Genomic DNA, 10,366 nt, shown 5'->3' with positions numbered 1-10,366 from the left:
TCCAATACGAATCAATTTGCCAAAAATATTGTATTGCTTGAGCACTTATGATCTGCTGCGACGATGCCGAAAGGCATTTTTTTATGGTGATCAGAGGCTGGCAAATCTCGTAAATTTCGAGGTGCCCATAAGTTGCTAGTGCCTCCCACTCTGGAACTTCAAGAATATGTCTTTTAGGGTCTGTATTTGGTTGTGCTTTTGCCTTGTCAATCTGAGGCATCAAGGCAAGTGAAAGGTATTTGTCACGGATGGCAACCTGTCTATACATTCTGTTTACTTCACTAATGATAGAGTTTACATACTCGGCACTGAAACCTTTCTTGTTCGTGTAGAATAACTTTTCTTGTCTATTCAACCAATACTGAAAATCCCTTGTTCTTTCTGGTGGAATATTCTCAAGTTTGCTGTCTGCCATTCTCAGTTCTTCACGTATGAACCTTTCCCATACACTTAGATATTGCCTTTTTGTTTCATATGTTTCTTTTGTAATGCCTGCTTTTGGCAGGGGGGATATTCTCTTAAACTCTTGCTCAAGATATTTCTCTATGAGTGCTCGGGTTGTTAGTGATTTGGTCTTTTCTCCCCTAGATAGTTTGCCGTATGTTTCGGCATAGATGCTTCTTGCTTTAACTACTGCTTCTTCTTTATTTGCCGTTCTTAAACTCCTCTTGTAAATCTGCTTTGTTTCCTTACAGTAAATCCTAAGATAGAAGTTCTTGCTCTTTGTCGTTCCATATCTAAAGATAAAAGCATCTTCACTGCCAGGATATATAAGTATCTTGTCCTGAAATATCTTGTTTTCGGGTTCTGTATCCTTGTGGACTTGTTCTTGTTGCTTAATAGCAGCAAGGGCACTTATTGCTTGTAGTAAATCGGCAGCACCAAGTCCCTGTGCTTCTAGCAGGGTGCTGAGTGCTTCTAGGTGCTTCTGCTGCTCAGTAGAAGGTGGCATTTTTGAACTCCCTTTGAACCCAGTGCTCTGGTCCTCCTCCGTCGTTGGAGGGTCTTGAACTGACTTTGAACTGGTTTTCTGGGGACGATGTTTGCTTAAGAATCTAATGGTAGCAAGGGTTCTTGGTTTCGTCTACCTGGTTTTGGTGTCTAGATCAGTAGGCCGTGCCACCGGATTTCATCGATACGTCTTGGAGGCACTGATCGCCTGGTGGTTGATCGATTCGCCTTTGCTGCTGAACCGCGACACTTTGTTTCACCAGTGGCTTGCGCGCCTTCTGGCCTCGGCATCCGGCACATGAAGCCATGGATGGCGAGCACTGTTGATTGGTTGTGAAACTCGAACGTGGCAGCTCAGTCTCTTCTCGCAGCAACAGCCAATCGCCTGCTGTTGGGATCTGATCTGCCCATAGGAAGTCTGGCAAGAGCAGCCCCTGCGCTATGCGCGCCTGGTCGGGTTCCATTGCCCCTTCTGCTCGCTTGCGAGCTGGAAGTAGCGGCCTGCCTGCTCCAGCCCCTCGCTCCGGCTCGAGCATTTCGCAAAGGCCCGTGCCCACTGCCACACCTCTAGGTGCGCTGATCAAAACCGCCTATCCAGCAGCCTGGTGGCTAATCCAGCTGAAAGAAGAGCCCCAAGAGCTCGAGCCGCCTCTGCGCTGGTCCGTCTAATGCCGGCCAGCAGGTGGTGCAAGAGGCCGCCGGCTAATCCATTGGCGCCAAACAAAAACCCCCAGGTATTACCTAGGGGTCAGAAAACATCAGGCCTGAAGGTGCTCAGAAGCAGAAAGGCAGGAACTGGGTACGGCAGGCGGCATAGCCATCAACTAAGGCGCCAAGGCCGATCTGATGGGCAATGCCAAAACCGGTGAGGCCTTCCACCACGATGCCGATGACGATGCCAAGCATGGCTGCACGGCCGTTAAACAGTTCAACTTGCTTGAGCTGCTCCATGAGGGTCAGCTGTTCGGAGCTGGTATCGAATGATTGGTCGTTAGAAGGAGTGTTGGTCATGGCTTTGGGTGGCGGAACAATTGCTGGAAAGCTGAACAAACAAGAGCTAAAAGCTCAATCGGCTAGGTCCGGCTGGTTGAGAGCACCAACAATCCAGGCACCGATAAGGAGAACTGTGATTGCAGAAATCATCCAACCCTCTTAGCCAGGTCCGTAGGACGGCTCAGCACGTAGATCGTCATTGCCGAGAGCACGGCGGTGATCAGGGCAACGACCGAAATTGCAGCGGTGTAGTCGGTTTGCATGGCGTTCAACCCAGGCCAATTTGGGAAAGGATGCCCTGACCTGTCAGGAGCTCGGTGCCAAGACCGATCACAAAACCAAGCATTGCCAAACGGCCATTCCAGGTTTCAGCGAAAGCGACAAACCCGAAGCGAGAAGCGGACTCAGTCATGGTTGCGACGAAGTGTTAACGCCAATGTAACAGGTTGTGAACATGCGGCGCAAGGGGGTGCTCCGCTGTCGTTCGTCCGGCTACCAGTGACGCCTTCTGTCTGCTCCCACTGACAGGAGCAGCAACGGCAAGCCGGCTCCGGCACTCTTGTTGCAGAGCGCCTTGCCACAGCCCTTGGCGCCCGTTTGATCTCCATGACATCTGATCAACCAGGCCGCAGGCATCTCGCGCTAACAGCAGAGCTGGTTTCCGGAGAGCAGCAGTCCATGCAGTCGGACCCTGACTACCGGCTTCTGGAAGCCTCCTACCGTCAATCAGCTGAATATGCCGCGATGGTTCAGCGCTACCCGCTGCTGCGTAGCTGGATCACCGCTTGTGAGTCTTCTGAACTGGTGGGCCATCCAGTATCCGTGGGCGATGAGCAACAGGTGGCATAGGTTGGCCGCTGCACCAAAGCAACGCGGTGTAACCCCAATATCAGAGAGGGACTAGCAGCTAGCCCTCAGCTGAATCCTGAGCTGCGAGGGGATCTGGCAGCCCCTGGGTGATCGCCACGGCGCGTTTGTAAATGGCACTTGAGGTTGCGCCGGCAGCTTCCATGGCGATGCGCATGTTCTGCCAGTACTGCAGTGTGTTGTCTTGCGTCATACGAGCTGCTGCGGTATCAGGCGCAGACGGCTGCTATGCCGCGGCGCCGGCCCAGCGGTTCGATCCATTCGTTGAGCACAAGCTTGTGCTGGACAAGACGACTAGGCAGGCGGCAGCCAAGGTTGATCTGCCCCTCGTCGACCAAGCGACCCAACCGAAGCGCCAGGGCTTCCTCGTGGCGGGCAAAGGCACCCTGCTGGGAAGCAACCCAGGAGATCTCTCGCTCCGTGATCACGCCGCTGGAGAGGGACTCCAGAAAGACTTCCCCGACAGTCATGAGAGCCATGTAACAACTCCGTTACATGCTGCCGCGCCCGGCCTGGCTCTGTGGCTCGAGCGGGCTCGGGGACTGGCTGGGGCAGTCGGCTGGCTAGAGCACGCCCCGCAGCCTTGAGGGAAGCCACTTCGCTCTTGAGGGCGGCCGGTTCGTCAAAGACGTCGCTCATCGCCACCTTGGTGGCGTAGGTGCTGTCGGCGTAGTCCTTGCGGATCACCTCCCCTGCCGCTGGTGCATCAGCAGGCAGTTCGATCATTCCCGTGGCGGCAATCTTTGTGGAGCTGCTGCCGCGTTTCAGGAAGGAACCACCCGAACCCATCTGCACGCCACCCGTGGGCTGGGCAACGATCGTCTGATTGAAGGTGGTATTCGCTGAGGTCGTCGTCCACAGGTTGGTGGTGTTGCTGCGCAGGGCAACGCCACCACTGCCACCGAACTAGTTGTAGCCCGTGCTGCCGTACGAGAAGCTGGCAATCGTGGTGGGCAGGGTGATGCCACCCGTCATCGTTCCGCCGGCCAACGGCAGGTAGGTGCCAGCAGCCGTCTTGCTGTCGACGTAGGCCTTATTGGCGAGGTGGTTGTCGGCTGTTGGAGCGGTCCCGCAGAGGGGGATCTTGCTGAACGTCTGCTGCCCATCACCAGCGATCAGGATGCCGTTGTGACCTGAGGGCAGCTGCAGCCGCACGTAATTGGCTGTGTCCTGATACCAGTAGGCATCAATGCCATTGAAGCCACTGCCCATGTCGGTGGGTGGCAGCCGCAGCGGTGAACCCGTGGCGCTGGCCGACCAGTTCTTAAGGCCCTGTTCATTCAGCGGCGCCCCGGAACCACCTGCATCCCGATCGGTGCCAGGGCGATCAGCGCCAACTTGATGTGCTGGATCCCAAAGGGGATGCCGATGATCGTCACAAAGCAGCCCCTGGCCCAGGCCCATCACAAGGCCCCCCGGCACAAACAGAGGACGTTGAGCAGAAAACGGAGCATGGGTCCGGTCGCGGCGCTCTCCAGTTGCCTGCCACACCTTGGCGTGTAGCTGTGGTTGGTTTGGTGGCAGATCCACACATGCCGCATCACTGCGGCAGCTTTGGGGTCCTGTTTCTCTCTAGCCTGAAATTTCAGAACGCAGCGAACGATATCGGCATCGGAATCATCCAGCCACCGCTTCAGGATCACCCCGCTTTTGATGGGTTCGGGTGGACATGGGCAGAGCATTCCTTCGGGGGTGACAGCCTTGTGTTTTTTCTGATCATCCTGGCTCGCTATTTCCTTGCTGCCGGAGGGTGTTGGTACCTGGTTCGTGTCTGCCGTTCCCGTGTCAAATCTGCATCGTCGGATCTTCAGAACCGGAGGATCCGAGACGGAATCCACCATGACATCCGCTTGTCAGTGCTCTCGGCAGCGGTGTTCGCCCTTGCCGCTGCTGCGGTGCTGGGGCTGCAAGCCCATGGCATGACGCGGCTCTACGCGGATGTCGAGCCCAACACCTGGTGGTATCTGGGCGTGAGTTATCTCACAGTGCTCATCTTGCAGGACGCAGCATTTTACTTCACTCACCGCCTATTCCATCACCCAGTTCTGTATGCCCTGTTTCACCGGGGGCACCACCGCTCCCGCCGGCCCACACCCTGGACATCCTTTGCGTTCGATCCTCCAGAAGCCTTGGTGCAGTAGTTGTTTCTGGTGTTGGTTGTGATGCTGATTCCCCTGCACTTGATCACCCTGCTGGCTGTGCTCAGCACCATGACCGTGTGGGCAATTGTGAACCACCTCGATCTTGAGTACCTGCCACGCCGATTCCCCCACCACTGGCTGGGCCGCTGGGTGATCGGGCCGGCGCACCACGCCCTGCACCACCACCGCCCGTCGGTGCACTTTGGGCTCTACTTCACGTTCTGGGACCAGGTTTGCAACACGCATGATGCGGGCTACTCCACGGGTCTGAACGCTTCTGCGACGACGACCTGATCGGGCCAAGGCTCAGGTCAACGATGTTGGTGCGCATCAACCCCACGGAGGTAGGAACCCTGGCCCGAGATGCTTCTGCCGCAGGCTCAGAACCTGCTCAGGCCTCACGCCCCCGAGTGGTGAATGGATTGATCAGCACCACGCCAAATCGGCTGAAATCAGCCTCGTTGCGTGTGACGACCGTGAGCTGATGAACCCTGGCAATCGCAGCGATCATGGCGTCCTCGTAGAGGGTGTCGGATTGCCGATGCATGAGCTGGGCCCAGCAGCGAAAAGCCGCTCCATCCATCGGCAGGATGTTGTAAGTGCAGCTCACCTGAACGAGCCACTGCTCGATCTCGGCGGCCTTGGCAGGGTCCTGTTCGCGGGTGAGTTCGATGCCTGCCTGGATCTCGCCAAGGGTCACGCTGGCTAGATGGAGGTCAGCGTCGTGGACGCTGTGGAGCCAGGCGAGCACAGCGCCATGGGGGTGCGGCTTGCGCAGCTCCGAAACCACGTTGGTGTCCAGCAGAAACGCCACAGGACTACAGGGCTGGCACAGAGCGCCGACGGGCCTGGCCCCGGGGCGGCACCAACATCTCGCTGCGGGCGCCTGGGCTCAGCAACAGATCTTTCAGGCTGGGCCGTGCAGCTGCCTGGAGACGACGCCACTCATCAATGGGCACAAGCACGGCGGCTTCACAGCCCCGCCGCGACACCACCTGGGGCCCCTCACGCTGACAGGTGTCGAGCAGCTCGCTGAAACGCGCTTTGGCGTGCTGAACAGGCCAGACCGTCATTGAGGCCTCAACCATTGACTAGTTGGATGACCAGTCTAAGCGGGCACATGGCCCGATCCTTGACGAGGTGTGTGGACCGGCGCAGCTCGTCCAGGGTTGGAGGCGATAAAGCACGTCGCCGATCTCCTGCGCAAAGGCAACGTCCAGAACAACGTTCATGGCGTCAACACCTCCACGCTGCAGCGCAGGCCCGGTGCTCGGGCGGCCCGGCTATCGGCCGTGAGCAGCGTGGCGCCCAGCTGCTCGGCCAGGGCCACATAGAGCGCGTCGTAGGCGCTGAGGTTGGTGCGCAGGTCCCAGGCCCGTGGCCAGAGATGGCGGCTGGGATGGCGCCGCAAGCCGATTTGCTGGGCCGTGGCCAGGGCCTGCAGCACGTGCTTTTCGGGTAACTGATCTGCCAGCACGAGCCGCCGCAACACCGAGAGCAGCTCGGCATCGATCAACTCAGGGGCCTCGAGGCTGGCATCGGCCAATCTGGCCCGGGCTGCGCCATAAAGCCATCAAAGGCCTTGGCACCGAGCTGGTCGAGATGGTCCATCTCACTGGTGTTGGCTGGTGAAGCGGTCATGGCAACACCTCCAGCTGGAGGAGCTGGGCGGCCTGATTCAGTCGACGGTCGTAGCAGGCGAAGGTGACAGGTTGTTCGGAGTTGACGTGCAGTTCATGGGCAGCGGCGAGCTGCACGCTGTCGTATCCGCGAAGGGCAAAGACGTCGGCAAAGCGCCCAGCCGTTTCCACCAATGGCTGGCTGACTTCCACAATGGTGAAGGTCTTCCAGGATTGGATCAGGTGCTGCCGGGCCTGTTCGAGATCTTCGTTGCAGACCGGGTCTTCCCGCTGGAGGCGAGCAAGGGCAGCCATTGTTTCGGCCCAGCTGATCCGGCAGACCCCGATGGCATCAACAGTGCTGCTGACCTGCCGCATCTGATCTGATTGGGCTTCGTCAACGAGCAACTTCATCAGGGCGCTGGTGTCACAGAAAAGGATCACCAGCTCAACCCCGATCCTCAATCACGATGTCGCTGAGCAACTTCCCTTGCCCCCGCAACTTCACGGGAGGGGGCAAGTTGGGCTTCTGACCATTCCAGCTGATCAGGCCCGCATCAATCGCTTTTTGCAGCGGGCTGGTTATCCCTGAGTCCGCTGGCTTCACAGCGGTGATGCGGGCGATGGGTTTGCGATGGGAGGTGACTTCCACCACCTCACCGGACTGGGCACGGGCCAGCCATTCGGAGAGGTGGGTTTTGAGATCCCGCACCGACACCTGACTTGCGACCACATCTGCCATGCCTGACTCCGCCGATGCGACCACACTAGGCCGGATTTTGCTATTCACGCTTCTCCTCCAACCACGGTGCGGCGTTGGGCGATCACCCGGCCATCAGGGCTCAACAGCACCGCCACCACCGCTGCACCTTCCAGCTCGTCATCCTCGACCAGCAACCGGGCAGCGCCATCGTCGATGGGTTTGGCGGTGGTGGCCACCGAGGGGCCGCCGGCGGCATCGCGGCGGAGGTCGGCCTTCACGCCAGTGGTGGCTCCGCTGACCTCCAGATTGCAGCGCATGCCCTTCCAGCTGATCTCGGTGATGGCCGCAGCCGGCGCGTTGCTCGCTCCACCGGAAACGACCAGTACAGGAGTGAGGCACTCCTGCAGGCTGATGCCGCCGTGGGCATAGGAGTTCGTGCTGCCGGTGTTGAAGCAGGCGGCGCCGTTGGGGGTGGCGAACTGTTCGCTGGGGTTCCAGCTCCAGGCGGCGGTGGGCACCGGCACTTGGGATTCGCCCTTAATGGCGGCGCAGCGGGCCCACTTGCTGGCGGTGAGATGCTTGGGCAGCTCGGCGGTGGGAAGGCCATCGGGGCAGAACAGCCAGCCGTGGTCGGTGACGACCTTCACGGAACGCCAACCGGCATCGAGCAGCTTCTGGATGCGAAGCGCCAGCCGTTCGATCTCCGAATGGATCTGGCGCGGCAGGTCGTTCTGGAGCTGATGGCCGCGGTGGTCGAGGTCGCCGGTCTCCAGCCAGCCGCGAGCCTCAGCACTGGAGGGGAGGTTCAACTCGTCGTCGCCCAGGACCGTGTAGCCAAGAGCTGTGAGGGCCTTGCGGATCTCGGCGGCACTGGTGGCCTTGCTGGAGCGGAACGCTGGGGCGAAGTCTTCCGGCAGTACCTGGCCCAGGATCTCGCCGATCAGGGGCGTGATGGCGGGCTTGGCTGTGGCGGTGACCGTGGGCAAAGCGGCCCAGCGCGTGCTGAGGCTGCCCGTGATGCCCATCACCTCCAGTTCCTTTTGCAGCTGCCGCGCCACGTCGTAGCGGAGGCCGTCGGCAAACAGCAGCACCTCCCCGGGCTCGGCGGTGATGGCGCCTTGCGCTGCAGGGGTCGGCAGACCACTGCTTGCCACGGCTTTCTGGAAGCGACTGGCGCTGTCATCCAGCCAGGGGCGCAGCAGGGCCGCCACCGCCTTGCGCACCACCTCCTCCTGCGCGGTCTGGGCCATGGCCATCGCCTGCCAGGCGGAGAGATCAGCCTCCCAGCCATCGGTGGTGTAAGGCTCGATGAACTCCTGGGGGGTGTTCCCCACCAGGGGATGGTCAGCCCGCTGGGCCAGGCGACCGAGAGGTGCGAGCACTTGTGCCATCGGGGAAAGGCCCAGCTGGGCCCAGATCCAGCTGCGCCGTTCACCGTGCTGGCCCTCCAGCTCCCGCACACAGCGGCACGCCTCGGCATGGGACTTGCCAGCCAGGCCCTGCAAGGCAGTGAGCACCTGGTCTTCACAGGCGGCGTTGTGGGAAGGCCAGCGGGAAAGGTCGTGAGCCCCAACAGCCAGGCCCATCTGAGCGGGCTCCACCCGGCGCAGCAGCTCGGGGAGCCCTGGGAAGGCGGCTGGAGTCTCCGAGAAGCGCTGCCAGACCTTGCCCCAGTTGCCTTCGCCCTTGGCCAACCGTTCCGCGGCAGCGAGCTCGCCGTCCTTGCCAGGATCGAGCTTGAGGTCTTTCTTCCAGATGGAGGTGAGTGCGCTCCAGCGTTCCTCACCACAGCGCAGCTGGAAGGCCGGGGGATCCGTCATCCACTGCAGCAGGTCGCGGATGGGGTCGTCAGCCAGGAGGGCATCGAAGTCGTCCGCCTCCAGCTTTTTGCCCCGCAACTGCTCCAGCGGCACGACGGCCAGCTCACTGAGCGCACGACTGAGTGCGGCTTTGGTGGTCTGATCGTTGGCCAGGTCGAGACCCAGGGCATCGCCGGAAGCGAGGAAGGCGGCGAGAGTCCAGTCGCGCCCGTTGCGCTGCAACCAGAGGCTGCCGCGGAACATCAACTCGATCAGCGGCTCCAGGGCCCAGGGGCAGCCCTCACCGGCCCGTAGTTCCTGGCGGCTGACGCCTGGCAGATAGACCACAGGGACTCTGTCGGCTGCGGCATCGGGAGCGGGCAGGCTCCGGTCCACCAGGCAACGCAGCCACAAAGCAGGACCCAGCCGATGCTCTGGGTCGTAGTCCCCCAGGCAGAGCAGCTCAGGCAGCTGCTGCCGCAACAGGGGGATCAGCGGTTTCCACTCGCCTTTTGGGTCTGTCCAGAGGATCGCAGCCGGCGCCTCCTCGGCATCGCCATGGACGTTGCAGCCACGGAGCTTGTCGATCAGCGCGGCCAGCAGGGTGCGGGGGGAGGTCATCAGCCTTCGCCCTCCTGGTTCAGGGGCGTTGACGGAGCCTCAAGCTGAAAACCCTTTGCGCGTAGGCGGAGATCGTTCTCTTCTGCTGCCTTAGCTGCGCGATTTCGGAGGCCGTCAGCCGTTCGGAAACCACTGAGGTAACTGGCTTCGTTGGCTGTGAGGGCACCGGGGTCGATGCCGAAGGTGTGTTGGATGGCATCGGGGAACCTCTCGCGCAAACGGCGGGTGACCAGCGGTTCAGGCTTGAGGGGATTGAGCCTGCCTGCGTTCACCAGCGTAATGACCGCAGCCACTTTGCCACCAGCGGCCTGGATGTAGTCGGCCAGTTCCGCCAGGGTGCCCCCAAGGCAGGTCACGTCGTCGACCAGGGCGTAGGCGGTGCCAGGGGTGACGGGGCCATCGAACTGGGCCGAAGCAGCAGGCGCTCCATCGCCTTGGCACCGGTGTGGAACACGCGGGAGGCCTGCACGATCTCGGTTTCCACCTCACCGTGCAGCACTTCGGCGCAGGCGGTGGCGAGCATCAGAGGGATGGCGTTGTCACCGGGGGCGGCCAGCTGATCGAGCAGGCAGGGCTCGCCATCGGCCTGAGCATCGAGGCTGCTGTGGCCCAGAGGGCAATGACCTGCCTCGTGAACCTGCCTGGGCACCCGCACCAGGCGGACTCGATCAC

10 protein-coding genes and 5 pseudogenes are annotated in these 10,366 nt (G+C 60.5%); 2 read left to right on the top strand and 13 right to left on the bottom strand.

Annotated features, from left to right (window positions below; translation table 11 throughout):
• The 3 genes and pseudogenes from KBY70_RS14110 to KBY70_RS14100 form a co-directional block, all read right to left on the bottom strand.
• Positions 1-952, bottom strand: a pseudogene (locus KBY70_RS14110) (hypothetical protein); the annotation flags it as partial.
• 773 nt (positions 953-1,725) lie between these two features.
• Entirely contained in the window at positions 1,726-1,962 is a 237-nt protein-coding gene (locus tag KBY70_RS14105) for a chlorophyll a/b-binding protein (RefSeq protein WP_254988932.1), read from the bottom strand.
• 250 nt (positions 1,963-2,212) lie between these two features.
• On the bottom strand, positions 2,213-2,356 hold the full coding sequence (locus KBY70_RS14100) for a chlorophyll a/b-binding protein (RefSeq protein ID WP_094560385.1): 144 nt from the start codon (positions 2,354-2,356) through the stop codon (positions 2,213-2,215).
• Between the two features lie 266 nt (positions 2,357-2,622).
• Here KBY70_RS14100 and KBY70_RS14095 point away from each other — a divergent pair, with 266 nt between their 5' ends.
• The gene (locus KBY70_RS14095; RefSeq protein WP_254988931.1) at positions 2,623-2,793 is read left to right on the top strand and encodes a hypothetical protein; all 171 of its coding nucleotides are present in this window, start codon (positions 2,623-2,625) and stop codon (positions 2,791-2,793) included.
• A 227-nt stretch (positions 2,794-3,020) separates the two neighbouring features.
• Here KBY70_RS14095 and KBY70_RS14090 read toward each other — a convergent pair whose 3' ends face one another.
• Together KBY70_RS14090 and KBY70_RS14085 are read right to left on the bottom strand one after the other, a co-directional pair.
• A complete protein-coding gene (locus KBY70_RS14090) occupies positions 3,021-3,281 on the bottom strand; it encodes a hypothetical protein (RefSeq protein ID WP_094560470.1) in 261 nt (86 codons plus the stop codon).
• Between the two features lie 810 nt (positions 3,282-4,091).
• Positions 4,092-4,205 (bottom strand): annotated as a pseudogene (locus KBY70_RS14085) (YccF domain-containing protein); the annotation flags it as partial.
• 138 nt (positions 4,206-4,343) lie between these two features.
• Here KBY70_RS14085 and KBY70_RS14510 point away from each other — a divergent pair.
• Positions 4,344-5,246: pseudogene (locus KBY70_RS14510) on the top strand (sterol desaturase family protein).
• Positions 5,247-5,343: 97 nt separating this feature from the next.
• On the opposite strand, the gene KBY70_RS14075 reads toward KBY70_RS14510, so the two are convergent.
• The 8 genes and pseudogenes from KBY70_RS14075 to KBY70_RS14040 form a co-directional block, all read right to left on the bottom strand.
• Positions 5,344-5,766, bottom strand: coding sequence for a type II toxin-antitoxin system VapC family toxin (locus KBY70_RS14075; protein ID WP_254988930.1), 423 nt, complete (start codon positions 5,764-5,766; stop codon positions 5,344-5,346).
• A gap of 4 nt (positions 5,767-5,770) precedes the next feature.
• The gene (locus KBY70_RS14070; protein ID WP_094560377.1) at positions 5,771-6,025 is read right to left on the bottom strand and encodes a type II toxin-antitoxin system Phd/YefM family antitoxin; all 255 of its coding nucleotides are present in this window, start codon (positions 6,023-6,025) and stop codon (positions 5,771-5,773) included.
• A gap of 155 nt (positions 6,026-6,180) precedes the next feature.
• Positions 6,181-6,501, bottom strand: a pseudogene (locus KBY70_RS14065) (type II toxin-antitoxin system VapC family toxin); the annotation flags it as partial.
• A gap of 88 nt (positions 6,502-6,589) precedes the next feature.
• Positions 6,590-6,949, bottom strand: coding sequence for a type II toxin-antitoxin system VapC family toxin (locus KBY70_RS14060; protein WP_233128594.1), 360 nt, complete (start codon positions 6,947-6,949; stop codon positions 6,590-6,592).
• Between the two features lie 70 nt (positions 6,950-7,019).
• Entirely contained in the window at positions 7,020-7,313 is a 294-nt protein-coding gene (locus tag KBY70_RS14055) for a type II toxin-antitoxin system Phd/YefM family antitoxin (protein WP_233128587.1), read from the bottom strand.
• A 44-nt stretch (positions 7,314-7,357) separates the two neighbouring features.
• A complete protein-coding gene (gene pglZ / locus KBY70_RS14050) occupies positions 7,358-9,694 on the bottom strand; it encodes a BREX-1 system phosphatase PglZ type B (protein WP_254988928.1) in 2,337 nt (778 codons plus the stop codon).
• Entirely contained in the window at positions 9,694-10,050 is a 357-nt protein-coding gene (locus tag KBY70_RS14045) for a hypothetical protein (protein ID WP_254988927.1), read from the bottom strand. The genes pglZ and KBY70_RS14045 overlap by 1 nt, the downstream gene beginning before the upstream one ends.
• Positions 10,047-10,366: pseudogene (locus KBY70_RS14040) on the bottom strand (hypothetical protein); the annotation flags it as partial. The pseudogene KBY70_RS14040 and the gene KBY70_RS14045, both read right to left, overlap by 4 nt.

The organism is Cyanobium sp. ATX 6E8, from assembly GCF_024346335.1.
GTDB lineage: Bacteria > Cyanobacteriota > Cyanobacteriia > PCC-6307 > Cyanobiaceae > Cyanobium_A.
The sequence above is the reverse complement of the archived record's forward strand: the minus strand, read 5'-3'. Positions and strand labels throughout refer to the sequence as shown.

Coding starts and splice junctions, on each gene's coding strand:
- KBY70_RS14105 (WP_254988932.1), bottom strand. CDS start 1,962: ATGACCAACACTCCTTCTAACGACCAATCATTCGATACCAGCTCCGAA.
- KBY70_RS14090 (WP_094560470.1), bottom strand. CDS start 3,281: ATGACTGTCGGGGAAGTCTTTCTGGAGTCCCTCTCCAGCGGCGTGATC.
- KBY70_RS14060 (WP_233128594.1), bottom strand. CDS start 6,949: ATGCGGCAGGTCAGCAGCACTGTTGATGCCATCGGGGTCTGCCGGATC.
- KBY70_RS14095 (WP_254988931.1), top strand. CDS start 2,623: ATGCAGTCGGACCCTGACTACCGGCTTCTGGAAGCCTCCTACCGTCAA.
- pglZ (WP_254988928.1), bottom strand. CDS start 9,694: ATGACCTCCCCCCGCACCCTGCTGGCCGCGCTGATCGACAAGCTCCGT.
- KBY70_RS14100 (WP_094560385.1), bottom strand. CDS start 2,356: ATGACTGAGTCCGCTTCTCGCTTCGGGTTTGTCGCTTTCGCTGAAACC.
- KBY70_RS14070 (WP_094560377.1), bottom strand. CDS start 6,025: ATGACGGTCTGGCCTGTTCAGCACGCCAAAGCGCGTTTCAGCGAGCTG.
- KBY70_RS14055 (WP_233128587.1), bottom strand. CDS start 7,313: ATGGCAGATGTGGTCGCAAGTCAGGTGTCGGTGCGGGATCTCAAAACC.